Here is a 22,707-nt window from a genome sequence, read left to right as displayed (position 1 = left end):
CGGCGCCTCCCGTGCGAGCCGGTCGTGCTCGCTCCGGCGCGCGGCGTCTTCCTCCAGCCCGAGCAGCCGACCGATCGCCTCGTGAGCGACCCAGGCCGCCACCTCATCCCCGAGGGTGGGCGACGGCGCGGCTCAGGGGGCCGACGAGTGAGGCGACCACGGCCGCACGAGTTGTTGCTCGTGGGTGCCAGCGCTCGTGACGCTCAGCGCCGGCGCCGCGGCCGGAGGCGCGGCAGGCCCGCGGCCGCGCGTCCCGCGGACAGCGCCTCGGAGGGGCTCTCGCCGAACCGGCGCTTGTATTCGACGCTGAACCGCCCCGGGTTGCCGAGCCCGAGCGCGGCCACGACGCCCGCGACCGACGTGCCGTCCGAGGGATCGGCCAGCTGGCGGCGCGCGAGCTCGAACCGGCGCCGCCGCAGGAAATCCATCGGCGGCATTCCCCGGCTCGCCACGAAGGCTGCTCGCAGGGACCGCTCCGGCGCGCCCGCCGCGGCGACGATGTCGGCCAGCGTGATGGGCTCCGCAGCGTGCGCAGCCATGTATTCTTCAGCCTTGCGGACGCACGCCGGAGCCACGCGCGGCTGCGGCGCATCGAGGGTCTCCGATAGGCTGTGCCGGGCGTGTACCAGGAGGCTCGTGAAGAGAGCACCACGCAGCGCGGCGAGCAGCATCGGCGAGGCCCAAGACTGCTCGATCTGGCGGCGGAAGAGCTGCGCGACCTCGTGGACCGCGCGGCCAGGTCCGTCCTCGATGTCGAGCGCCGTACCGAACCGGATCGGGCCGCGCAGCGCAGCACCCGTGAGCGTGGTGAAGTGGGCGTCGAGAGCTCCGCGGTCGATCACGAGGGTCCGTCCGTGAAACTCCCCGCTGACATTGAGCGAGCAGGATCGCCCCGGTGAAAACAGCGCGGCGCGCCGGCCCGGCACGACGCGGAAGGGCTCGCCCGCGTAATCGCCGGCGCTCTCTCCGCCGGCCGAGAGAGACAGGATGTACTGGTCCCCGACCGCCGGCACGAAGGCCCGCCCTCCGCCGGGCCAGTCGCCCGCCACGACACGGATTGTGCCGAACGAGGCGACCTCCATCGCACAGCCGAACGATGTGCCGCGCCTGGGCTCGAGGGTCGCGCCCACGTAAACGCGGCGGAAGGCCTCCCGAGCCTCGCCGACGTCGCCGGTGCACACGAGCCGAGCCCGCGCAATCCCCGCCCCCGGCGCCTGCGCGGCGCGCGAGGCCCCTTCACCCTCATGGCTTGTCCGGACAAAGCGAGGCGCACGACCCGGCATTGGAGGAGAAGGGAGCACACCCTTTGGAAAATGTAAATTGTTGTGACCCAGCCAGGTAGAGCAGGCGGCTTTCATGCCCCCCCTCGTGGGCTCCGCAGAAGCGTGTGAGTGACGGATCCGCCCGCGCGCCGCGCTGCGGAGCATAGATGGCTACGTTGCCCCCACGCCGCCTGCCCGAGTGAACACCGCGCAGCGCTCATCGACGAGACATGTACACGTCGATCACCGTCCCCCGGCGCGCCGCGCCCGCGGCGTCCGTGAAGGCAAAAGCGCTCCGCTCGCCCTCGCAATTGCCGCGCGCGTCGCAGCGCATGTCACGGAAGTCGCGGAGATCGATCGACGTCACGCCGAGCGCCTCGAGGGGCGTGATCTCCCTCGGTTCGCTCGTCCTGTCGAGGTTGTTATCCGACCAGACGACCACCCTGGCGAACGCCGGATCGTGCTTGTCGAAGACGCCGTTGTTGTCCGCGTCGAGCTCCCGCAGCGCTTCGAAGCCGTTCTTCGCGAACCCCCCGCTCCCCAGCCGCGTGGCCGAGCCGAACAGCTCGCCTCCATCCTGGATGACGCCGTCGCCGTCGCGATCGAGCGCGAGCCAGGGCGTCGCCGAGGTGGGCCAATCGCTCGCGTGGCACACGCCGGTGCCGGTCAGATCGAAGGCGGCGCCCGCCTCGGCGGTGAACTCCACCGGGCGATCGTCGAAGGAGAGCACGAGCGGCGTGAAACAGCCACATTCAACCGATGTGCCGATGTGCCAGGCCGATTCATAGAAGGGGCACTGGAAGTCATAGGTCCTGAGCCCCCAGACGGCCTTGTCGTCGATGTTCACGCACTTTTCACGGCAAAACCCGGTCACAGACGCGGGATCGTCGTCAGGACATTCCCGCTCCTCGCCGATGGTGCATTCGCCGGGCGCCTCGGGGCCGAAGTCAGCCCAACAGGCGGTCTGCTCTTCTTTCACTTCATCCTGCGCTTCATCGGTCCCGTCCACGACCTCGGCCATGCATCCTCCTCCGAAGGACGCACTCGCCGCCAACACCCCGACCCCAACCGCTCGCCTTGCCATCTCGATGTTCATGATGGCCCGGAGGAGCATGCTTTGTGCCGTCCTGAATGCGATGTAATCTTGAGAGGTTACGAATTATGGTGCCGCTTTGTGCCAATCGTTGACCGACGTGTGCCAGGTGGTCGAAGGCTTACGGCAGGACGAGGCCGGATGCCCGGCCGGAGCACGACGGTGGCTTCGACTCAGCGCTTCCTGGAGCGCGAGAGGCCCTGGGCGATGGAGCCGACGATGGTGATGCCGGTCCCGTCAAAGCCCGATGCCACCAGGGTGCGGGCCAGCGCGGGCTGGATGCCCGTGATCATGGCGGACGCGCCGAGCAGCCGGATGGCTCGTACCATCTCGATCAGGTGCCTGGCGCCGGCCTCGTCGAGCGCCGCGGCGCCGGTCATATCGAGGATCACCCGGTCGACCCCGGAGCCGGCGATTGCAGGCAGGAGCCGCGCCGCTATCTCCGCGCTCCGCTCTCGGCTCAGCGCCCCGATGATCGGCAGCGCCAGCGCGCGCTCGCCCACGTCCAGGATGGGCGCGGAGAGGGCGAGGATCTCACCGCGCTGCTGCTCGACGAGCGCGAGCGTCGCGTTCAGCTCCTCCAGAAGGCGGCCGCGCTCCTCGGCGGAGCGCTCCGCCCCTATCCGCGCCGTTTCGTCGGTGTGGTGGAACAGAACCCCCATGGCGCCCGTCACGGGATCACGCACCGCTCGCCCCTCGATTGCGTGCAGGCGCTCCCCCTCCACGGTGCGGACGATCATCTCTCGCGCCACGGTGTCGCCGTCCAGCGCCGCCCTGAGCATCGCGTCCGCCTCGCCGGGCTCGCCCAGCCAGGCGCTCCACGTCCTGGTGCGGCCGAACGCCTGCAGAGCCGCCGGGTTCTGCATCATCAGGTCTCCGCTCGGGTCGACGAACCCGATCATCACGGAGGTGTGGCGCAGCGCCTCGATGCCTCGGAGGAGCTCCGGCTCAGGGGCTCCATCCGGGGGAAGCGCCTGGCTCAAGATCGCGAATCGCCCATCATCGAGCTCGACGTCCGAGGAGTGGAGCGTCACCGTCACGGGCACCCCGCGCGGGTAGAAGGTCCAGCTCTCGCGCACGACGCGGCGCTCGCGCACCTGCGCGGCGAGGGCCTGGATGCGCGTCCGGACCGGCGCAGGCACCATCGAGAAATCGCGCGCGAACAGCTCGTCGCGATCCTGCGCCCGCCACAGCTCCAGGCCGGCCTCGTTCACCCAGCAGACCCGAGAGCGGTCCACGTCGAGGACCCACACGGGGACGGCCGACATCTCAAGCCCGGCCAGGCGCTGCGCAAGCTGCATCGGCGTCACCCTCGCTTACCGGGCCGCGGCGCGCAATGGGAGCCGGTCGGCTGTCGTGCCAGGGCGGCCGCGGAGCGGATGCCGGGGCTCGGGGTGGAGCGCCGGGAGCGGAGCGCCGAGAGGAGATCGCCGCGACGGGCTTGGCTACGGCGATCCCACGTCTCGCGCTCATTTCTTTCCCGACGGTGCTCTACGGAATTTCCGCGATGGTGCGGTGAGGACCACGGCGATAGGTTCCCACCTGCGATCCCTGTTCGTCCGCGGCAGCCGCGCGCGGCAGCTGTGTCGAGCTCCATGCCGGGCTGACCGGAGAGCGCACGCTCATGCTCAAGCGCCTGATCCTCATCGACGGCCCCCCTTCGAGCAGCGATGGACCCTCGATCTGCGGGACGCCGCTCCTCTCCCCGTCCGACACGGCGGCGCTCTCCAGGGAGTTCCCTGGCGTGGCGGTGAAGAGCGGCGCGCCCGGCCCATCCGGGGGTGCGCTCCACGCCGTCGTCGACGGCCGCGCGTGGCGCTCGTCGGCGCTCGACCTGTGGGCGCTCGACACCCGCCTGCACGCGCTCGACGCCGGCGGCCTCTTCGACCTCCGGATCGAGGGGCTCGATCGAGCGGGCGCCGCGTGCGCCGCCTACGAGGTCCTCACACGGTGCCAGCGCTTCATCCGCAGGAAGAACCCCGCCTCCGCGACCGCTGTCTTCGCCCGGATCCTCGGGCGGCACCGGGAGCTCCACGATCTCGACAGGCCGCTCGTCCGCGCCGATCACGATCATGCGGTCGACGTCTGGCAATGGATGCTCCGCCTCGAACCGCGCGCCGGCGTCGCGGTCCAGGCGGCGGCGCTCTTCCACGACGTGGAGCGGCTCGTCTCCGAGGCGGACGTCCGGCGTGAGCACCGCGCCCCGGACTACCAGGCGTTCAAGGACGAGCACGCGCGGCGCGGGGCGGCACTGACGCGCGCCGTGCTCGCCGGCGTCGGGCTCGCGCCGGAGGTCCTCGACCGGATCGGCGCCCTGGTGGCGTCGCACGAGCGGCCGGGGGACGACGCCGAGCTCGCCTTGCTCAACGACGCCGACGCGCTCTCGTTCTTCTCGCTGAACAGCGCCGGGTTCCTCGACTGCTACGGGCCCGAGCACACTCGCGCCAAGGTGGCGTACACGCTCCGCCGCCTCCGGCCCGAGGCAAGGGCGCTCTTGCCGCGGATCCGCTGCCGCCCCGAGGTGGAAGCGATGATCCTCGGCGAGCCGGGCAGGCCGCCGACGCCGGCGCCGGAGATGCAGGCATGGAGGAGGTCCGCTCCGCCATGAGGCTCGTCATCTTCGGTCTGACGATCAGCTCTTCCTGGGGCAATGGCCACGCCACGCTGTGGCGCGGCGTCGTCTCCGCCCTCGGGCGGGCCGGGCACCGCGTCACCTTCTTCGAGCGCGACGTCCCGTATTACGCCGCGCACCGGGATCTGAGCGCGCTCTCGCACGGCAACACGCTCCGGCTCTACACCTCGTTCGAGGACGTCCTCCCCGAGGCCAGGCGCGCCGTCCGCGAGGCCGACGCGGCGATGGTCACCTCGTACTGCCCCGACGGCGGCCCCGCGACCGACGTGGTCCTCGAGTCCGGCGCGCTCAAGGTCTTCTACGATCTCGACACGCCTGTGACGCTGGATCGCATCCAGGCCGGACAGCCGGTCGGCTACATCGGCCCTCGAGGCCTCGTCGATTTCGACTGCGTGCTCAGCTACACCGGCGGCGCGGCGCTCGATCAGCTAAAGGCGAAGCTCGGCGCCCGGCGGGTGTTCCCGCTCTATGGCAGCGCGGACCCGGCGGTGCACCGCCCTGTCCCGCCGCGGGACGGCTTCCGCGGGGATCTCTCATACCTCGGCACGTACGCCGCCGACCGGCAGGCGGCGCTCTCCCGCCTCTTCCTCGAGGCGGCGAGGCGGCTGCCCGAGAGGCGGTTCGTCATCGGGGGCTCGCTCTATCCCGGGGACTTCCCGTGGGCGCAGAACGGCGACAACGTCCATTACGTGCGCCACGTGGCGCCGCCGGATCACCCGGCGTTCTATTGCTCGTCGCGGCTGACGCTCAACGTGACGCGGGGGGCGATGGCGGCGATGGGCTACTGCCCTTCCGGCAGGCTCTTCGAGGCCGCCGCCTGCGGGACGCCGATCCTGAGCGACGGGTGGGAGGGGCTCGACCGGTTCTTCACGCCGGGGAGGGAGATCCTCGTGGCGGCGACGACGGACGAGGCGGTCGCGGCGCTCTCGCTCCCGGCGGGCGAGATCGCGGCCATCGCCCGCGCGGCGCAGGAGCGGGTGCTCGCGGAGCACAGCGCGGCGCGCCGCGCGGCGGAGCTCGTGACCATTCTCGAGTCGGTCTCGGCTCATTGAACGCAGTCGAGGTCGGCTCATGGAACGGAGGGACGACGCGATGTGGGGAGTGATTCCGGCGGCGGGCCTGGGCAGCAGGATACAGCCGCTCGCCTTCTCGAAGGAGCTGCTCCCTGTGGGGACGCGCAGGGACGGCGACGTGGAGCGGCCGCGCGCGGTCAGCGAGTACCTCATCGATCGCATGGTGCTCGCCGGGGCGACCCGGCTCTGCATGGTGATCTCGCCGGGCAAGTCGGATATCGTCGAGTACTACGGCGCGAGCGTCGGCCCGGCGCACATCTGTTATGTGGTGCAGCCGGCCGCCGCCGGGCTCTGCGACGCCATCTTCAGGTCGCTCCCCTGGATCCGGCCGGAGGAGGACGTGCTCGTGGGGCTCCCCGACACGGTGTGGTTCCCGGAGCACGGGCTCTGCTCGCTCGGCGGCGGGGGGCTCTCGTTCCTGCTCTTTCCGGTCGAGCATCCGGAGCTCTTCGACGCGGTCGTCACCGACGAGGAGGGCCGGGTGCTCGAGATCCAGGTCAAGCAGCGAGGCGCGCGCTCGCGGTGGGTCTGGGGCGCCTTCAGGCTCACGGGGGCTGTGATGCAAGAGCTCCACGGCCTCTGGTGCGAGCGCGGGCGGGAGGACCCGTACATCGGGACGCTGGTGAACGAGTACCTCGCCCGCGGCGGCAGCGCGCGCGCCGTGCGGGCCGGAGAGGCCTATGTCGACGTGGGGACGCTGCACGGCTACCACGAGGCCATCCAGCTCCTCAGCCGCGCTGCCGCGTGAAGGGAGGGGCCATGGAGAGGTGCGTCGAGGGAGCGACGAAGTGGACGCGGGAGCAGATCCAGGAGCGCGTGCGCGGGCTCGGGCCGTGGTTCCACAACCTCGATCTCGGCGGGGTGAAGACGGCGCCCGACCATTTCCTGGGCGATTACCCCGCGTTCAAATGGAGGGGCTTCGCCGACGCCGTCCCGGCGGATCTCACGGGCAAGACGGTCCTCGACATCGGCTGCAACGCCGGCTTCTACTCGCTCGAGATGAAGCGGCGCGGGGCGGCGCGCGTCCTCGGCATCGACAGCGACGAGGACTACCTGGCGCAGGCGCGCTTCGCCGCGGAGGTCTCCGGGGCGGACATCGAGTTCCGGAAGCTCTCCGTGTACGACGTCGGCAGCCTCGGAGAGCGCTTCGATCTCGTGCTCTTCCTGGGCGTCCTGTACCACCTCCGCCACCCGCTCCTGGCGCTCGATCTGCTCCACGAGCACGTGGTCGGACACACGCTCATTTTCCAGAGCATGCAGCGCGGCAGCGCGGAGGTGGCGCTGCTGGAGGAAGATTTTCCCTTCTCCGAGGAGGAGATATTCGACGAGGCGGGTTATCCCCGGCTCCATTTCGTGGAGCACAGCTATGCGCACGACCCGACCAACTGGTGGGTGCCCAACCGGGCTTGCGCCGAAGCGATGCTGCGGAGCGCCGGCTTCGAGATAGTGAACCACCCCGAGCCCGAGGTCTATCTCTGCCGCCGGCGCGAGAGGGCCGGCGGTCGTCCGCCCGGCGCCGTCTACCCGGCGAGGCGAGCTTTCGAGAAGGGAGAGCTGGCGTGATCGAGGCGGTGATGCTCTGGAACGAGCCCAACAACAAGTCGCACTGGGACTTCGAGATCGATCCCGAGTGGACGACGTATGGAACCATGGTGAAGCTCGCAGCGGACGCGATCCGGAGCGAGCGCCACTGGCTGCTGCGGGTGCTGGGCGGCATCTCGCCGATCGATCCGGGGTTCATCGCCAACATGGGGCGGCAGGGCGTGCTCGAGCACGTCGACGTGGTCGCGGTGCACGGCTTCCCCCTCGACTGGAATCACTGGCAGATCCACGAGTGGCCCGCCAAGCTCGAGGAGATCCGCGTGGTGACCGACAGGCCTCTCTGGATCACCGAGGTCGGCGTCTCCACGTTCGGCGCCGAGGAGGTGCAGGAGTTCGGCCTCCGGCGGAGCGCCGAGCTGCTCCGCGGCAAGGTCGAGCGGATCCACTGGTACAGCCTCTATGATCTGCCGCGCGCGTGGCCGGCGACGACCCGGCACCGGGAGGCCGAGGGCTCGTCGTATTACCGGCATTTCTACATGGGCCTGCTCCGCGAGGACGGGACGCCCAAGCGCGCGCTCCGGCTCTTCCCGGAGTACACCCCTGAATTCGGTCTGTGCCAGTGGTTCCACTTCGAGGACCATCGGCTCGACGACGCGGTGGCGTGGCTGAAGGATCTCGGGGTGCGCCACCTCCGCACGGGCCTCAGCTGGGCCGACAGCTTCCGCCCCGGCGCGGAGGCCTGGTTCGACCGGCAGATGAAGGCGCTCGAGCCGTTCGAGGTGACCCTGACCTACTGCTTCACCCCGGAGCACGCCGGCGTCCGGCCCCACCACACGAGCCCTCCGCAGCGGATCGAGGAGTTCGCCGACTTCTGCGCCCGGATGACGCGGCGCTACGCATGAGATGCCGCCATGCGTAACGCCGTGCGGGCGTGCGTACGTGCGTACGTAAAGGAGCGCGTAGGCGCCTGCTCGTCTGTCCGCGTTTTACGCGCGTCTGGCGCGCCGCGTCGCCGTTTGGTAGTGTGGAGATCGCTGCGTTTTTCGCCAGGACGACCTGACCGCATGCACTCCAGGTGGCTCATGTCCCACGTCGCGAGCACGCCGAAGCGAAAGAGGAGACCCGAGGAGCACCGCGGCATCCCGGGGGGGCGACCCGAGCCGCGCACCGGGCTGCGCAGCAGGCGCGCGGAGGTGCTGTCGTGAACCTCGCCGTGCTGCGCCGTCAGGGCCCCTCCGCCCAGGAGCTCGCGTGGCCGCCGTTCTCGTGGCTCTCGTCGGGCCGGGCGCCGCGCTGTCTCGTCGTGCTCGCCCATCCGGACGACGAGACCATCGGGCTCGGCGCGCGGATCGGCCGGCTCAGCCCGATCGAGGTGGTCCACGTGACCGACGGCGCGCCCCGCGACGAGCGCTTCGTGCCGGCGGGCCTCGCCGGCATCGGGCGCGAGCGCTACGCCGCGCTCCGGCGCGAGGAGGTGACCCGCGCCATGTCGGCCGGCGACGTGCCTGCGGGGCGGCTCAGGTGCCTCGGCGCTGTCGACCAGGAGGCGATCGAGGAGGCGCCGAGCCTCACCCGGCGGCTCGTCGAGCTGTTCGCCCGGACGCGGCCCGAGGTGGTGTTCACCCACCCCTACGAGGGCGGCCACCCCGATCACGACGCGGCGGCGCTCGCCGTCCATGCGGCGGCGGTGCTCGCCCTCTGGAACGGCGTCACCTCGCCGCTGATCTTCGAGGCGGCGTCGTACCACGCCGCGCGCGGCCGACTCCGCACCGGCGAGTTCATCGCGCACGCCGGCGTCCCCGAGATCGCCCTCCGGCTCTCGGACATCGAGGCGTCGCGGAAGCGCGCCATGCTGGCCTGCTTCGCCAGCCAGCGGGAGGTGCTCGCCCCGTTCGGCGCGGAGGTCGAGCGCTTCCGGCCGGCGCCCGCGTACGATTTCCGCAGGCCCCCGCACGACGGCCCGCTCCATTACGAGCGCCTCGGCTTCCCGATCGACGGCGCGCGCTGGCGGCGGCTCGCGGCCAAGACGCTCACGCTGCTCGGCCTCGAGCGCGAGCTGTGCCTCTGACGGTCCTGCTCGTCGGTTATCCGCTCGCGCCCGTGGGTCCGGACGCCGTCGGCGGCGCCGAGCAGGTGCTCTCGATGCTCGACGAGGCGCTCTCGCGCGGCGGCCACCGGTCGATCGTTGTCGCCCCGGAGGGCTCCGCGTGCGCCGGGACGCTGGTCGCCACGCCGGCGCCCCCGCCGGGCGCGGCCCTCGACGAGGCGGCGAGGGAGCGGGCCTGGAGCCATCACCGGAGCGCCATCGCGCTGGCCCTGGACAGGTATCCGATCGACCTCGTCCACATGCACGGCGTCGATTTCGAGCGCTATCTGCCCGAGCCGGGCGTGCCGGTGCTCGCGACCCTCCATCTCCCGCCGAGCTTCTATTCGCCTGCGGTGTTCTGTCTCGAGCGGCCGAGGACATTCCTCCACTGCGTGTCCGCGACGCAGCGGCGCGCCTGTCCGCCGGAGGCGCGGCTCCTGCCCGACATCCCGAACGGCGTCCGGCTGGAGCACTACCGGCCGAGGCGGTACAAGCGCGGCTTCGCGCTCGCGCTGGGCCGGATCTGCCCGGAGAAGGGCTATCACGTCGCCGTCGAGGCCTCGGTCCGCGCCGGCGTGCCGCTGCTCATCGCCGGCCAGGCGTTCGGGTACGAGGAGCACACGCGGTATCTCCGGGAGGTCCTGCTGCCGATGCTGCGCGGCCCCGGGCCTGTGCGGCGCTTCATCGGCCCGGTAGGCCTCGCCCGGAAGCGCCGCCTGCTCGCGGCGGCGCGGTGCGTGCTCGTCCCCAGCCTGGTGCAGGAGACCAGCTCGCTCGTGGCCCTGGAGGCGCTGGCCTCGGGCACGCCGGTGATCGCGCTGCGCGGCGCCGGCGCGCTGCCGGAGATCGTCGAGCACGGCCGGACGGGGTTCCTCGTGGACGGCGTGGCGGAGATGGCCGACGCGATCGCGAGGGTCGACCGGCTCGATCCGGCGGCGTGCCGTGGCGCGGCCGAGGAGCGATTCTCGGCGGCGACGACGGCGGCGGCGTACCTCGAGACGTACCGGCGGATCCTGCGCGCAGCGTGAAGCGCCGGGTCGCCCTGCTGGAGGATGGAGGACGACGCTCGCAGCCTCCGGCCGGGCCGCAGGCATCGCGCGGGCCGCTCAGCGAGCGTTGCAGGCGAAGACGTGTTCGATGGCGTCCACGCACATCTGCTCCGCGACCTCCCGGGTGACCCGCGACAGCACCCGGAACCGCGTGAGCTCGGTCAGGGTCTGGTACACGTTGACCTCGGCGATCACCTCTCCGTCGCCCGCGGCCTCGGCGCTGTAGAAGAGGCGGATCAGGTTGTTCGCGTTCGCCGGTACGCCCCGGAGCAGGAGGTGAAACTCGATGCTGGGCGTCTTCTCGCCCACGTCATGCTCGATCCGGTAAGCGTGGCCTGACGAGGCGAGCTCCCCGCCGATGGCTTCGAACGTGGGCACGAAGATGTCGGCCAGGATCCGCCGGAATTCATCGATGAAAACCTGGCGCCGATCCGGCGTGTTGGCGCCGTTCGTGCTGCGGGCCAGGCGCTCGCCGTATTTCTTTTGAATGATCCCCAGGCGGATGCGGGTAGTTTCATCGATGGCCACGTGGGTGTCCCTCAGGGGTCAGAACAGGGCGGGCTCTCGCGGACGGCTCTCGCGGACGGCTCTCGCGGAAGACCGAGTGGACGTCACTTGAGAACCAGGACCTTGATCTGGCTCGGGACAATGGTCGTCGAGTTCGTATTGATCTGGTTCCCAAAGCCGTTGGCGGACAGCACCACCGCCGGTTTTCCCTGCCACAACGTGTTGCGAGAGAATCGGAGACGCCTCGCGGGGCCCATGTTGCGGCCGGAGATCACGCCACCAAGGAGCCCAGGGTTGTCGCCGGAGGTGAGCGGAATGGTGGTTGTCAGGGTATGGGCGGGAGCGACCCCGATGCGCACTTTGTACGCGGGGGACGTCCCCATGGGCTTCGCTGCAAAGTTTGGAAATGGGACGGGGACCATCGTCGGAAGACGGCAGACATCCGGCATGCCAAAATCCATTCCACCGCTCGACGTGATTGCAAACATGTTCGGTCACCCTACCTGGATCTGATCGGCGTCGATTTTCACGACGTGGCACGCGGTGATCTTGGCGTTCTCGCTGTGGATGGCGAGGTTGCCCTTGGCCGCATAGTCGATGCGCTCGGCGCGCACATGGTCCGCCTCTTCCACGATGCGGTAGGAGCGCTTCACCCTCTGCGACAGCCGTTCGAGCGCCGAGTCGAGGCTCCGGCCGATCAGCTTGGCGCGGTCGACCTCGCCGCGAGCCACCTTGCTGAGGAACGAGAACAGCTCCAGCGCGACGTGCCCCTCCTTGGCCTGGACACGGAAGGTCGACGCGGCCATCGAGAGGTCCTTGCCGGCTGCCACGTGTACACCGTCGGGCGCCGAGAGGCCCAGCGAGCCGCGCCGCAGACGAATCTGGAGATCTCCTTCGGAGACGAGGTGTGAGGGCGCGCCCTCCTCCCGCTCGAGGACGGCGAGGATGTAATGCGTGCCGTTCACGGCGGTGAGGAGCACCAGGTCTCCGGTGGCAGGCTCCAGCAGGCAGCTCGTCGCGCGCTTCGCGCGGACCTCGCCATGCTCGGTCTCGACGATGTACGCGGAGCCATCGATGCGGAGCACGGCGCCGTGTTCGCCGTAGGCTTCCCGCTGGTATTGTCTCGCTCTTGCTGCGCTCTGCATGGTTTCCTCATGTGTGAGGGGTGCGTTGACTGACGGCAGGCCTCCCAAGGACGTTGGCCTGCCAGTCTTCTGCTTCCTTGAGCTCCTGGTCGTCTCCGTGCGCCAGCGCCTTGCTCGGCGGCCAGATCGTGCCCTTGTCCGTCACGCGGTGCAGCCGCGCGCGCGACAGCGTCGCATCGGAGAAATCGGCGGAAGACACGTCGGCGTGGGAGAAGTCTGCATGGCTCAGGTCTGCCCGGCAGAAGCGGGCACCCGGGCACCTCGCCCGGTGCCAGACGCTCATCTCGAGCCGCGCGCCCGAGAGGTTCGTGGCGCCCGCGCGCGCGTCGACGAAGAGCGCCTGGCTCAGGTCGGCCTGGGTGAGGCTCGCGTTCATCAGGGTCGCTTCGACGAAGTCGGCCAGCCGGGCGACGGCGCCGTCCAGTCGAGCCCCGGTCAAGTTGGCGCCCTTGAAGCCGCATTGCGTCAGCGTGGCCCCTGAAAAGTCGCAACCCTGCAGGTCGGCGCTGGTGAATTGCGTTCTGCTGAGGTCCATCCGCCGGAAGTCCTTGGGCCCCATCCGCACCTCGATCAGGATCGCTTCCACGAGGGTAGTCCCCGTGAGAATGGCCTGGGACAGGTCCTGACGGAACAAGACAGCCCTGGTCAAGTTGGCCTGAGAGAAGTCCGTGCCCTCGAGCGTGACGCCGAACAGGGTGCCGTCGGTCAGGTTGGCACGGACGAATCGGGCGTTCTTGAGCTCGGCATGGTCGATGGTAGCCGACGAGAGGTCGGCTCCGGTCAGATCGGCCGATTCGAGGTTCACGGTCGAGACGTTCGCTCCAACCAGCGAGGCGTCGGCGAGCACGGCCCCCGCGAACGTGCAGTCCATGGCCGTGCCAAGGTGAAAATCCAGCCCCTTCAGGTTGGCTCCCGCGAGGTCACAGCGGTGAAAGATCGCTTCACGCACCTTGACGCCGGCGAGGTTGGCGTTGGTGAAGCGGACATCTTCGAAGATCCCGCCCGAGAGGTCGAGCCCCGACAGGTCGAAGCCCGACAAGTCCAGCTCCGAGACGACCTCTTCTTGTTCGATCAGCTTGCGCAGCGCTTCCCTGTCCATGCTCCCTCTAGGCCGGTATTACCCTGAGTCGCTTGAGGTTGGCGCCGGCAAAGCTCGTGTCGTCATCTCCAACCATTCGATCGGCGCACACGCTGAACAGGTTGGCTTTCTCGAAGTTGGCCCCCTGGACGCACGCATGGTTCATGATGCTCTGCCTCAGGTCAGCGGCGTAGAGCGACGCCCCGGTGAGGTTGGCGCGGATCAGCATGGCCTCGGCGAGGTTCGCGCGATCGAGGCTCGCCTCCGTCAAGTCGGCCTCGTTGAGCAGCGCGCCGCGCAGGTCGGCGTCGGAGAGGTCGCTGCCGGCGAGGCTCGTCCCCATCAGGTTCGCGCCGGCGAGGTTCGCGCCGGCGAAGTCTGCGCCAGCGAAGGACGAGCCCATCACGCTCGTGAGGTCCTTTGCCATCACGTTCCGGAAGATGGCGCGGTCGCCCTGGGCGGCGATGAAGGTGGCGGAGCTCAGGTCGACGCCGGTGAAATCGACCTCGGTCACGTTCACCTCGTTGAAGGTGCACCCCGAGAGCCGCGCGCCCACGAGGCGCGCCCCCGTGAGGTCCACCTGCTGGAACGTCGCCTCTTCCGCGACGGCGTTCTCCAGGTTGGTGTCGCAGAAATTGGCCTCGGAGAGGTCGGCGCGCGAGAGATTGGCGCCGGACAGATCCGCTCCCCAGAGGTCCGCCTTGACGAGCACGGCCTCGCTGAAATCGACGCCTCCACCTGCCTTCACGTCCCGCAGGCACGCCGAACCGAAATTGGCTCCGTTGAGCTTGGCCTCCGAGAGATCCGCGGCCTCCAGGTTGGCTCGCGCCAGGACGGCTCCTGTGAGATTCGCCCTTCGCAAGATGCTCCCGGTGAGAAAGGCCGACTCGAGCATGGCGCCCTCGAGGTCGATCCCCTCGAGGTCGAGGTGAGAGAGATCGGCGCCCGTGAGGTCGCACCCCGCGAAGCTCCGCCCCTCCTTGTGCCCGGCCTCCACTTCGCCGCGAAGTCGCAGGGACTCTTCGCTGTCGAGGGGCGCGGAGGCCGCCAGGAGGTGCGCGAGCCGAGGCCCGTCTTCGCCCAGCTCGGTGAAAGACGAAGCCCTGTCGTCCAGATCCTCCGCAGACGCGAAGCCCTCGTCGTCCGCAGGCTCACCGCCCCAGGCCTCGCCCTCTGGCAGCGCTTGGGCAGCCTCGGGCGCCTCGTCGGGGAGGTGGAATGTGTCGTCGAGGTCCTCGTCAGCGGCGGCCTGGGTCTCGTCCTCGAATGCTTGCCAATCCAGCGACGACACCAGCTCTTCGCTCTTCTCCGGCGTGAAGCCCTCGCTCGTCAGCGACCGCCGCACGCGCTCGCGGATCTCCGACATCCTGAGCTCGCTCGGACCCTCGGCGGCGTTCTGACGCGTCCTCGCCAACAACGCGCCCACGTCGACCCCGTGCGCGGTCAGCCCGCCGCCGAGCCGACCCTCGACCAAGCGGACCACGGCCTCTTCGGATTCTTCCGAGTCATCGAGGGACGCAAGGTCGTTGGACGGCTCTTCCTGGGCGAGGTGCGCCTCTGGATCGATGCCACGGTCTCGCAGCTGCTTCTTGCCCCATTCCATGAGCGCTTCCTGCGCGCGAAGCGCTTCGGCCTCCTCGGGGTCGTCTTCCAGGGCGGGGGTCGTCGTCGGGGCCGCAAACGCGAGTGGCTCCGTGTCCGCCTCGTGGCTCACCCCCGCGTCCGCCTGGGACCATGCAGGGCTCTCTTCTTCCGTGCCCTCCGGGAAGTCCGTGGCTGGCTCCGCCCCTTCGTCGTCGGCTGCGGCGGCGAGGTGCCCGGGGTCGATCCCCATCTCGGCGAGATCGGCCTCGGTCGCCTCGATGTCGGGGTCCCTCTCGAGCTCGGCCTCGGCCGCTTCGGCGTCGAGGCCCTCCGCTGCTCCCGCTCCGTGGACACCGGCGGTGACGACGCCGGCGCCGGCCGCGGCTCTGGCCGCGCGCTTGACGGATCGAGCCGGAGTGCCTCCCAGAAACCCTTCCCGCCTGAGCTTTGACGCGAGCCCGGAGAGCGTGTCATCGGGCAGCGGCGGCGCCTCCGGATCTTCGGGCTCGGGCATGAGCGTGTCGTCCTGGTCATCCGGGAGATCGTTGCCCTCAAGGCCAAGCCGGGGGATGAGGTAGTCGTGGTAATACGCGACGGGCCTGGGGGCACCCATGGGTTCGCAGGCAACCAGCACCGCCACCACGTCGTCTGCGTCGTCCTCGGAGATCTCGATGCCGCCGCGGAAGAGGACGACCCCACGCTCGCGGTGCGGGAACAGACGCACCGTGTCGAGCTTCATCGCGGGCTCGTGGATCTCCACGCCGTCGCTCGTCTTGAGGCAGACGAAGCATCGACCCACGACCCCGGGGAGGGCGCCTTCGATCCGAGGCTTGTCGGGGTGCATGTTCTCGACAACGAAGGTCTCGTCGCCCCTGAAAAACCCGTCGATCTGCTGGTCTTCCGGAGCCATGTTGAACAGCGTCGGGTCCAGATCCCGCGCAAAACCAGGGAAGCACTCGTCGCGCCACGCCGCGTCGTAGGTGCCGATCTTGGAGAACCGCTGGGGCCACGTCATGTCGTAGCCGTCGAGGCCGGCGGGCGTCGGGCAGTCGCTGCGCGCGTGGATGAGGTGCTTGGGCGACTCGATGTTGGGGAGCGCCGCGCTCTTGTCGCCGTGGCCTTTGCCCAGCGGGTTCCTGGCAAAATCCTTCCCGCCAAAGGCGTTTCGCCAGGTGACGGGCATCTCGGTGAAGGGCGCCGGGTCCGACATGCCGAGCATCCCCCACGTCCGGTCGCCGATGACGTAGAGGCTCTTGTTGATGGGCCCCAGCTGGACGCGGACCGAGCTCGCGGGGCGGGCGGTGCGCCCCGGCGGATAGCAGCGGCCCGTGACGAGGAGCTCGCCCCGGGTCTTGGGGTTGAACTCGTCGAGGAGGCCGTCCTCGCCGAGCTCCTCCATGGCGATCTTCCAGACCGTGGGCTCATAGAGCAGCCGGGCCGGCCGGTCGTAGGAGAAGCCGACGAAGGTGGTGACCACGAGGTGCGGGGTGCGCTGGTGCATGAAGACCCTCGGCACCACCCCGAGGCGCATGGGCTTGACGATTTTCATCCGAAGGACTCCAGGGTAGCGGGCTCGATGGATCGTTCGGCTCAGCGCCGGGCGCGAGCCTGTTCCACGCTCGATGGGTGGATTACTTCAGGATGTGCAAGTCCGCGTTCGAGAGGCCGAGTCGAGCTTTGATCGTCAATATCTCGGCTGAGGCCTTGTAGCCCTTCGCCGAGATTTCTGCTGCGTTCAGTTTCTTTATCTCCAAGGGGGCGCGTTTGAACGCTAGCCCCTTGATGTTCTCGTATTTCGTTCCGTTGATGACCTCGACGCGCGACCCGATCTTGGTCGTGTAGAGGCCTGTTATCTTGCTCTCGGCGGGGCCATGGATGGTGCTCGAGCTCGGTCCATAGACCGTGGTTTTCCTGGGGCCATAGATCTTGGCGGTGTTCCCGCCTCTGATCGTCTTCGTGCTTCCCCCCGCGTGAACGGTAGTCGTTCGCCCCGCATAAAAGTTGCCGGTGGCGTGGCCGCGGACGTCTGTGCGTCGGGTCCCGTTGACATCGGTCTCGCTGGTACCGTTGATCGTCGTTTTGTTCGATACGAAGACCGTCGTCTCTCGCCCGTTGAAGAAGGTGCTTTCGTCCTTGCCTCTGATCTGGGTGTTGCGCTTCCCCATGATGCGCAAGCTGCTGTTGCCCCTGATGGTGGCGAGGCGATCGCCCACGAGCGTGAACGTGTCGTCGCCCCCGATCTTCGTGCTCCGATTCCTCGTGATATTGGTCTTTCGGTTGCCGCGGAGGATCGTCTTTTCATTGCCGAGGATGGTCGTGTGGCGATAGCCCAAGATCACGTTCTGTGAGTATCCAGCGATGAAGCTCCCGGCGTAACCCCCGACGGCGCTCAAGCTGAAGCCCCCGATCACGCTCTCGGAGATGCCGACGGTGATCGCCGTTCGGTTGCCGCCCACGATGTTCTCGGAGCTGCCTCCGATCCATACATAGGCGTGGCCCTGCGACTTGACTTCATACGACGATCCACCGTTGGGCGCCCCCATCCGGAGGTAGGTGTTGTCATAGGGCGTCGACAGCGTGACCCGCTCTTGCCCGGCCTGGTCTTCGAGCTCGAGCCGGTTCCGCCCGCCCGTCTGGATCACGTTCCGCGTGTTGTTCCCCGACGTGACCGGGCTCGGCGTGAGCGCGTTGGGCGCGACGCCGACGATGGCCGGCCGGTCAGGATCGCCGCCCTCGAAGGCGCACATGACCTCGACGCCGGCGCGCAGCGGGAAGTGGAAGCCCTCGATGCCGCCGCCGTGGGGCTGGAGCATCCGGACCCAGGTCGACGCCTTCCCCCCGCTCAGGTCGCTCTCGTCGAAGAGGAACTTGATCCGGTAGCGACCATGGCTGTCGATCTGCGCGTACTCGCTGACCGCCGCGCCCTCGACGATCGCGATCTCGGTGCCGAAGATGCGGGGCCACTCGGTGACCTGCGGCGCGCGGAACTGCGTCGTGACGGGGATGGCCTTGGCCTCCATGCGGTAGTTGTCGGTCCACGTCGTGAAGTCGCGGAGCTCGGGCATGTCCGGGGCCTGGTTGGACCAGTGCTCGATCTCGATGGCCAGGTACTTCGTGTTGAACGCGGCCCGCGGGTGGTCCTCGACCTCGAAGGTGAACCCGGGGACCACCGTCGCTGCCTTGCCCATCGCCTGGTACACGACGCCGGTCGCGGAGAGGCTCTCGGCCTTGATCCGCGCCAGCCGCGCCCCATCCCCCGCCGAGAAGAACCGCGCGCCGAACACGCTGACCTCGCCAACGCCGCTCGGGCTGACCGACGCCTGCCCGGTGACCGGCACGGCCGGCGTGGCGTAGTTGTAGTCCTTGAGGCGGACCGTGCCGGGCATGGCGTCATGCCGGCAGGTGAAGGCGTGGAAGGTGTCCTTCGCGGTGTTGGCGCCGCCCGGCTGCGGGTAATATCGAATGGGCTTGCCGCCATGGGGCTGATGGGCTGACTTGTCATCGACCAGCACCAGCGTCTCGCCGCCCTCCCCATGCTCGAAGTAATAATAGATGCCTTCGCGCTCCATCCACCGAGCGACGAAGGAATAGTCGGTCTCTCGGTACTGGCAGACATGCTCTTCGGCGGTATAGGAGCCCTGAAGCTGCAGGGAGCAGTCCGTGACGCCGCCCTTTTGAAGGACGGCTTGAAGGATCGCCGGGATGGCCTGCACGGTGAAGACGCGGCTGTGAAACGACATGGCGAGCAAGGCGAGGCGCGGGACCATGGTGGCCCGGAAGACGGACCGACCGGCGAACTCGTTGATGAGCTCGATGCTCCCGAGGACGCCGCTTCGAAGGAAGGGCTCGCCGCCGTCGCTCCGCTCCAGGGAGATGCTCACCGGCTGCCCCACGGCCGCGGCCATATCAAAGCTCTGGCCGGCGTCGTTCGTCATCACCAGGTAGAGCTCGAAGCGATAGAGCTTCGAGATACCCTCGGTTCCATGAAAAGCTACGAGCTTGGTGGAAGAGGGCAGGGCGCTTGATTGGACGACGAAATTGTCAGGCATGGCGAGCCTCACGGGTGGGAAACAGCGGCAGGCGCAGACGCGCTGGAGAGCCTAGACGGAATTTGTGTCAGTTGTGTGGCGCGGCGCCTGCTTGTTGTTGTCCGTCGGTGACGACGACGCGACGGATTCGTCGCAGGCGAGGTCATGGGCTTGACGACTCCCTGCTCGCGCCCATCGTCACGCGCCATCGTCGGCGGTCAGCGCCGGCTCGCCTCTTCGCCTCCGGCAGCGCAGGACCGCCGTCCTCGCGCGGCGCGCTCTACATTCGAATCAGCGGTCGCCCTGCGAGGGCTGTCAGGAAGAGCGCCAGCGCGACGGCGCCGTAGGCGACGCCGAACGCGATCACCCATCGCACCGCCCGCCGCATGCGCGGCGCCGACCCCGACGCCCGCGCCGACAGCCAGTACCCGACCAGCGGGACGGCTTGCAGCGCGTGCATCCCGAAGAAGTGGGCTATGCGCAGGTCGCCTCCTCGCGTGCTCCAGTTGACGACGGGGAGCCCGGGCCCGCCGTCGCCGACGCCGACGCCGTGCGCGTTGTGCGCCGACATGACGCCGCCTTCCGCGCAGGCCAGCAGGAACAGGAGGAGACCCAGCCGGATGCCCCAGAGGTAGGGAGCCGGCAGCGGCGGTCGCGCCGCCCAGAACCTGTACGCGAGGTACGCCGCGAGCGCCGTGTTCACGAGGATGGCGATACCCATGAGCGCGAACACCGCGCCGTCGAACAGCGTCGATTGATTGAAGTGCGACGCCACGCCCCGCGCCGCCTGCGCGGTGATCGCGATCATCTCGAAGCTCACCAGCGCCACCGTGCCCCAGACGACCGCCCTGCGGCCCCTCGGCGGGAGCGCGACATCGCCGACGAGCCAGTTGATCGTCAGGAGGTAGATGGCGATCGAGGCGGCGAATTTGGCCGGCTTGATCCACGGGTTCACCCCCATCACGAGGCGCGCGTCGAGCGGGGCGACGGCGAGCAGCAAGACGAGCAGCGCGACGTGGGCGGCGGCCGCCGCGAACAGGACGGGGCTCCGCCTGAGGAGCTCCTCGATCGAGCGGGGGAGCTGGAGCGAGGTGGTCACAGAACGCGCGCTCATGTCAGGCCTCCCCGGCGCGGCGCTGCGCCGCGGTCGTGACGACGGCGCGCGCCGATCGATCGGCGATCGCGCGGACGGCGAGGTAGAGCGAGAACCCCATCGGCCCGAGCATCAGCGTCAGATAGAGCACCGGGGCCATGAGCCACGGCGAGATGTCGCGATCTCGGCTGTCGAGGTACACCCACCGGCCCACGAAGAGATCGAAGGTGAGGAAGTGAACCCAGCCGATCGTGGCGCCCGCGGGCGAGCCGAGCAGCGGGGCGACCGCCGCGAGGCTCGGCTGGTTGACGATCGGCAGCACCTCGCCGATGACCGGGAGGACGAGCGCCGTGTAGAGCAGCGCGGGCGCGACGACGACGAGCGGCGACTCCATGATCCGCCGCGTCCATCGAGCGCGGGGCAGAAAAATCATGAGGAACCAGAACGGCATCACGAGCAAGCCGCTCAGTCCAAAGACCTTATCCATCATACCCTCCACCGACTGCTGACTGTAACGATGAAACTATTCGTAACAGTGTTAACTTCGCGGGAAAAAAAGAGAGCGATCAGGGGTGCAGGCCCCGGACCATCATCTTCATGGCGATCTCCATGGTCCGGTCGACGTCATCGGCGGTGAAGCGGCCGCGGTCGGCCAGACCGAGGGCGGTGATCCCGTGGACCAGGGCCCAGACCACCTGGCTGTGGCGCTCCACGTCGCCGCGCTGCATCACGCCGGCATCCATCGCGGACGCGACCGCGTTTTGAAGGACGTCGAACGAGTCGATCATCGGCTGCTGCCGCGCTTTCCGCTGGTCGAAGACGAAGTCGAAGCGCTGCATGAACATCAGCCGGTAGTGCACCGGGTTATCCATGCCGAAGCGAACGTACGCGGCGCCGAGCGCCACGAGCCGCTCGATCGGGTCCGCCGTGCTCTCGGCGGCCGCGACGAGCGCCCGCTGGAACTCGGTGAAGCCGTCGTGGACGATCGCGAACAGGAGATCGTCCTTGTCCTCGTAATAGCGGTAGATCGTCGTCGCCGAGTAACCGATGCGCTCGGCCACCTGGCGCATCGAGAACGCCTCGTAGCCCTGCTCCAGAAACAGCTCGCCCGCCGCCGCCAGGATCGCGCCCCGCAGGTTCTCCTTCTGCTGCTCGCGGCGCTGCAAGCTCGACGCCTGCAGGCGCTCCGCCTGGGTCGTGCCGCTGGTCTTCGTGGTCTTCGGGCGCGAGCTCGCCATGTCCGTGTCGCCTGGTCTCCGGGCGGCGCAGCGGCCGTCCACGTCTTCGTACGTAACAGTGTTACTTTTTATAACGATGACATCAGATGCCGTCAAGGATCTCTTCGCGAGGGCGCCGCGAAGGGCTCCGGCTGGAGCTCGATGCGTTGTGGGAGGAAGTCGATCAGCTCGGCGCCGAGGAGGGCGAAGCGCCGGAGGAAGACCAGGAGAGCTTGCCGCGGTAGCCTGCCGGCGGCGCCTCATGGCGCCGCCCTTCGTCAGCTGGCCTCGCAGGTGCGGTCAGTTGATGGGCACGAACTCCCCACACGCCTGCTCGATCGCCGCGAGGGCGTTCGTGAGGCCGTCCTCGAGGTGCCCTTCGCACAGGTCCCAGAAGAACCCACGGCCATCGGCGGCGAACAGGTCCACGAGCGTCTGCATGTCCTCGGCCTCTTCCGCGTCCCCATAAGCGCCCGCGCACTGCCGCCTCCCGCCGATGCCGAGGAACACCACGTTCTTCGCGTCACCCTTCGCGGCGACCAGCCGATCGTGGATCTGTCGCGGCGTCTGGCGCGGGACGGGCTGCTCGTCCTCGTCGGTGATCGCCACCACCACGAGCAACGCGTCGTTGCGGAGGAACCCCGCGTTCTCGGCGGTCGAGAACGGCGGCTCCAGCGCGGCGGCGACGGTGGACGCGGGCTGCTCGTCGTCGCTGTCGCCGGTGCACTCGACGTCGTCCGCATAGAGATCGGCAGCGCACTGGAACTCGCCCGTGAGGTCGGTGCTCGTGCTCTCCATCCACGCCTTGCCGCTCTGGAACGAGCAGTCGCCCGCGGCGCCGCGCGTGTGGAAGTTGGCGGGGAGCGGGCAGGCGTCCATCACGGCCGCGCGGAAGTCGATGATGCCATCGATATTGAGCAACGCCTGCGCGAACGCCGGGAACACGACGTCGCGCATCGATGCCTTCTCCTCATCCATGCTCGAGGAGTTGTCGAGCGCGAACACGACATCGACGTGCTCGCACCCCGTCGCGCCGTTGCCTCCTGCTCCGCTGGTCCCGCTGCCGGACCCGGACCCGATGCCGGAGCCAACCCCCTCGCCGAAGGAACCCCCCTGGCCGCTGGAACCCCCCGCCGGCGCATCGCCCGAGCTCGAGCCGCCCGGCGAACCGCCGGTATCGCTCGTGCCCGAGTCCCCGCCGCAGCCCGCGATACCCACCGTCGCCGCGCAGAGCGCCGCGCACCATGCCCTGAGATCCATGCCGCTCTCCTTCGCTCTAAGTTAAGGGCGTAGTGCCCCTGCCGTTCGCCGCACGGCC

21 protein-coding genes are annotated in these 22,707 nt (G+C 69.0%); 8 read left to right on the top strand and 13 right to left on the bottom strand.

Annotated features, from left to right (window positions below; all coding sequences use genetic code 11):
- Positions 1–203: 203 nt before the first annotated feature.
- The 3 genes from WMF29_RS36140 to WMF29_RS36130 all read right to left on the bottom strand — a co-directional run bounded on the left by WMF29_RS36140 (position 204) and on the right by WMF29_RS36130 (position 3,656).
- Positions 204–1,358 (bottom strand): AraC family transcriptional regulator, encoded by a 1,155-nt coding sequence (locus WMF29_RS36140; protein WP_437324659.1) that lies wholly within the window; start codon positions 1,356–1,358, stop codon positions 204–206.
- Between the two features lie 121 nt (positions 1,359–1,479).
- Positions 1,480–2,283 (bottom strand): calcium-binding protein, encoded by an 804-nt coding sequence (locus tag WMF29_RS36135; protein ID WP_437324658.1) that lies wholly within the window; start codon positions 2,281–2,283, stop codon positions 1,480–1,482.
- 245 nt (positions 2,284–2,528) lie between these two features.
- A complete protein-coding gene (locus tag WMF29_RS36130) occupies positions 2,529–3,656 on the bottom strand; it encodes an STAS domain-containing protein (RefSeq protein WP_437324657.1) in 1,128 nt (375 codons plus the stop codon).
- A gap of 323 nt (positions 3,657–3,979) precedes the next feature.
- Here WMF29_RS36130 and WMF29_RS36125 point away from each other — a divergent pair, with 323 nt between their 5' ends.
- The 7 genes from WMF29_RS36125 (at position 3,980) to WMF29_RS36095 (ending at position 10,716) form a co-directional block, all read left to right on the top strand.
- Complete coding sequence (locus WMF29_RS36125; protein WP_437324656.1) at positions 3,980–4,963, top strand: DUF4202 family protein; 984 nt, start codon at positions 3,980–3,982, stop codon at positions 4,961–4,963.
- On the top strand, positions 4,960–6,039 hold the full coding sequence (locus tag WMF29_RS36120) for a CgeB family protein (RefSeq protein ID WP_437324655.1): 1,080 nt from the start codon (positions 4,960–4,962) through the stop codon (positions 6,037–6,039). The genes WMF29_RS36125 and WMF29_RS36120 overlap by 4 nt, the downstream gene beginning before the upstream one ends.
- 40 nt (positions 6,040–6,079) lie before the next feature.
- A complete protein-coding gene (locus tag WMF29_RS36115; protein WP_373372201.1) occupies positions 6,080–6,808 on the top strand; it encodes a sugar phosphate nucleotidyltransferase in 729 nt (242 codons plus the stop codon).
- An 11-nt stretch (positions 6,809–6,819) separates the two neighbouring features.
- On the top strand, positions 6,820–7,623 hold the full coding sequence (locus WMF29_RS36110) for a TIGR04290 family methyltransferase (protein WP_437324654.1): 804 nt from the start codon (positions 6,820–6,822) through the stop codon (positions 7,621–7,623).
- Positions 7,620–8,504 carry a beta-xylosidase gene (locus WMF29_RS36105; RefSeq protein ID WP_437324653.1) on the top strand — a complete coding sequence of 295 codons (885 nt, stop codon included), beginning with the start codon at positions 7,620–7,622 and terminating at the stop codon, positions 8,502–8,504. Before WMF29_RS36110 ends, WMF29_RS36105 begins: the two co-directional genes overlap by 4 nt.
- 299 nt (positions 8,505–8,803) lie before the next feature.
- Positions 8,804–9,670 carry a PIG-L deacetylase family protein gene (locus WMF29_RS36100; protein WP_437324652.1) on the top strand — a complete coding sequence of 289 codons (867 nt, stop codon included), beginning with the start codon at positions 8,804–8,806 and terminating at the stop codon, positions 9,668–9,670.
- Complete coding sequence (locus tag WMF29_RS36095) at positions 9,661–10,716, top strand: glycosyltransferase family 4 protein (RefSeq protein WP_437324651.1); 1,056 nt, start codon at positions 9,661–9,663, stop codon at positions 10,714–10,716. Before WMF29_RS36100 ends, WMF29_RS36095 begins: the two co-directional genes overlap by 10 nt.
- 78 nt (positions 10,717–10,794) lie before the next feature.
- On the opposite strand, the gene WMF29_RS36090 is transcribed toward WMF29_RS36095, so the two are convergent.
- From WMF29_RS36090 to WMF29_RS36050, 9 genes are all read right to left on the bottom strand, one after another.
- Positions 10,795–11,265: a hypothetical protein gene (locus WMF29_RS36090; RefSeq protein WP_437324650.1), complete on the bottom strand. Its 471-nt coding sequence runs from the start codon at positions 11,263–11,265 to the stop codon at positions 10,795–10,797.
- An 83-nt stretch (positions 11,266–11,348) separates the two neighbouring features.
- Positions 11,349–11,732 (bottom strand): DUF4150 domain-containing protein, encoded by a 384-nt coding sequence (locus tag WMF29_RS36085; RefSeq protein ID WP_437324649.1) that lies wholly within the window; start codon positions 11,730–11,732, stop codon positions 11,349–11,351.
- Positions 11,733–11,738: 6 nt separating this feature from the next.
- Positions 11,739–12,389 (bottom strand): DUF3540 domain-containing protein, encoded by a 651-nt coding sequence (locus tag WMF29_RS36080; protein ID WP_437324648.1) that lies wholly within the window; start codon positions 12,387–12,389, stop codon positions 11,739–11,741.
- A 7-nt stretch (positions 12,390–12,396) separates the two neighbouring features.
- Positions 12,397–13,488 carry a pentapeptide repeat-containing protein gene (locus tag WMF29_RS36075; RefSeq protein ID WP_437324647.1) on the bottom strand — a complete coding sequence of 364 codons (1,092 nt, stop codon included), beginning with the start codon at positions 13,486–13,488 and terminating at the stop codon, positions 12,397–12,399.
- Between the two features lie 7 nt (positions 13,489–13,495).
- On the bottom strand, positions 13,496–16,600 hold the full coding sequence (locus tag WMF29_RS36070; RefSeq protein ID WP_437324646.1) for a DUF2169 domain-containing protein: 3,105 nt from the start codon (positions 16,598–16,600) through the stop codon (positions 13,496–13,498).
- Positions 16,601–16,682: 82 nt separating this feature from the next.
- Complete coding sequence (locus WMF29_RS36065; protein ID WP_437324645.1) at positions 16,683–19,100, bottom strand: type VI secretion system Vgr family protein; 2,418 nt, start codon at positions 19,098–19,100, stop codon at positions 16,683–16,685.
- Positions 19,101–19,359: 259 nt separating this feature from the next.
- Positions 19,360–20,193, bottom strand: a complete 834-nt coding sequence (locus WMF29_RS36060; protein ID WP_437324644.1) for a hypothetical protein — start codon at positions 20,191–20,193, stop codon at positions 19,360–19,362.
- Position 20,194: 1 nt separating this feature from the next.
- Positions 20,195–20,662: an ABA4-like family protein gene (locus WMF29_RS36055; RefSeq protein WP_437324643.1), complete on the bottom strand. Its 468-nt coding sequence runs from the start codon at positions 20,660–20,662 to the stop codon at positions 20,195–20,197.
- Between the two features lie 76 nt (positions 20,663–20,738).
- A complete protein-coding gene (locus tag WMF29_RS36050) occupies positions 20,739–21,410 on the bottom strand; it encodes a TetR/AcrR family transcriptional regulator (RefSeq protein WP_272095753.1) in 672 nt (223 codons plus the stop codon).
- 86 nt (positions 21,411–21,496) lie between these two features.
- On the opposite strand from WMF29_RS36050, the gene WMF29_RS36045 reads away from it, so the two are divergent.
- On the top strand, positions 21,497–21,634 hold the full coding sequence (locus WMF29_RS36045) for a hypothetical protein (protein ID WP_437324642.1): 138 nt from the start codon (positions 21,497–21,499) through the stop codon (positions 21,632–21,634).
- Between the two features lie 55 nt (positions 21,635–21,689).
- Here the strand turns inward: WMF29_RS36045 and WMF29_RS36040 are convergent, their stop codons facing one another.
- Positions 21,690–22,649: a hypothetical protein gene (locus WMF29_RS36040; protein ID WP_437324641.1), complete on the bottom strand. Its 960-nt coding sequence runs from the start codon at positions 22,647–22,649 to the stop codon at positions 21,690–21,692.
- Between the last annotated feature and the right edge of the window lie 58 nt (positions 22,650–22,707).

This window comes from Sorangium sp. So ce381, assembly GCF_051473845.1.
Taxonomy (GTDB): domain Bacteria; phylum Myxococcota_A; class Polyangia; order Polyangiales; family Polyangiaceae; genus Sorangium; species Sorangium atrum.
Note: the sequence above shows the minus strand (reverse complement) of the source record. Positions and strands in the feature narration are given on the sequence as shown.

Coding starts and splice junctions, on each gene's coding strand:
- WMF29_RS36115 (WP_373372201.1), top strand. CDS start 6,080: ATGTGGGGAGTGATTCCGGCGGCGGGCCTGGGCAGCAGGATACAGCCG.
- WMF29_RS36125 (WP_437324656.1), top strand. CDS start 3,980: ATGCTCAAGCGCCTGATCCTCATCGACGGCCCCCCTTCGAGCAGCGAT.
- WMF29_RS36050 (WP_272095753.1), bottom strand. CDS start 21,410: ATGGCGAGCTCGCGCCCGAAGACCACGAAGACCAGCGGCACGACCCAG.
- WMF29_RS36135 (WP_437324658.1), bottom strand. CDS start 2,283: ATGGCCGAGGTCGTGGACGGGACCGATGAAGCGCAGGATGAAGTGAAA.
- WMF29_RS36085 (WP_437324649.1), bottom strand. CDS start 11,732: ATGTTTGCAATCACGTCGAGCGGTGGAATGGATTTTGGCATGCCGGAT.
- WMF29_RS36045 (WP_437324642.1), top strand. CDS start 21,497: ATGCCGTCAAGGATCTCTTCGCGAGGGCGCCGCGAAGGGCTCCGGCTG.
- WMF29_RS36110 (WP_437324654.1), top strand. CDS start 6,820: ATGGAGAGGTGCGTCGAGGGAGCGACGAAGTGGACGCGGGAGCAGATC.
- WMF29_RS36120 (WP_437324655.1), top strand. CDS start 4,960: ATGAGGCTCGTCATCTTCGGTCTGACGATCAGCTCTTCCTGGGGCAAT.
- WMF29_RS36140 (WP_437324659.1), bottom strand. CDS start 1,358: ATGAAAGCCGCCTGCTCTACCTGGCTGGGTCACAACAATTTACATTTT.
- WMF29_RS36060 (WP_437324644.1), bottom strand. CDS start 20,193: ATGAGCGCGCGTTCTGTGACCACCTCGCTCCAGCTCCCCCGCTCGATC.
- WMF29_RS36130 (WP_437324657.1), bottom strand. CDS start 3,656: ATGCAGCTTGCGCAGCGCCTGGCCGGGCTTGAGATGTCGGCCGTCCCC.
- WMF29_RS36080 (WP_437324648.1), bottom strand. CDS start 12,389: ATGCAGAGCGCAGCAAGAGCGAGACAATACCAGCGGGAAGCCTACGGC.
- WMF29_RS36075 (WP_437324647.1), bottom strand. CDS start 13,488: ATGGACAGGGAAGCGCTGCGCAAGCTGATCGAACAAGAAGAGGTCGTC.
- WMF29_RS36040 (WP_437324641.1), bottom strand. CDS start 22,649: ATGGATCTCAGGGCATGGTGCGCGGCGCTCTGCGCGGCGACGGTGGGT.
- WMF29_RS36055 (WP_437324643.1), bottom strand. CDS start 20,662: ATGATGGATAAGGTCTTTGGACTGAGCGGCTTGCTCGTGATGCCGTTC.
- WMF29_RS36065 (WP_437324645.1), bottom strand. CDS start 19,100: ATGCCTGACAATTTCGTCGTCCAATCAAGCGCCCTGCCCTCTTCCACC.
- WMF29_RS36070 (WP_437324646.1), bottom strand. CDS start 16,600: ATGAAAATCGTCAAGCCCATGCGCCTCGGGGTGGTGCCGAGGGTCTTC.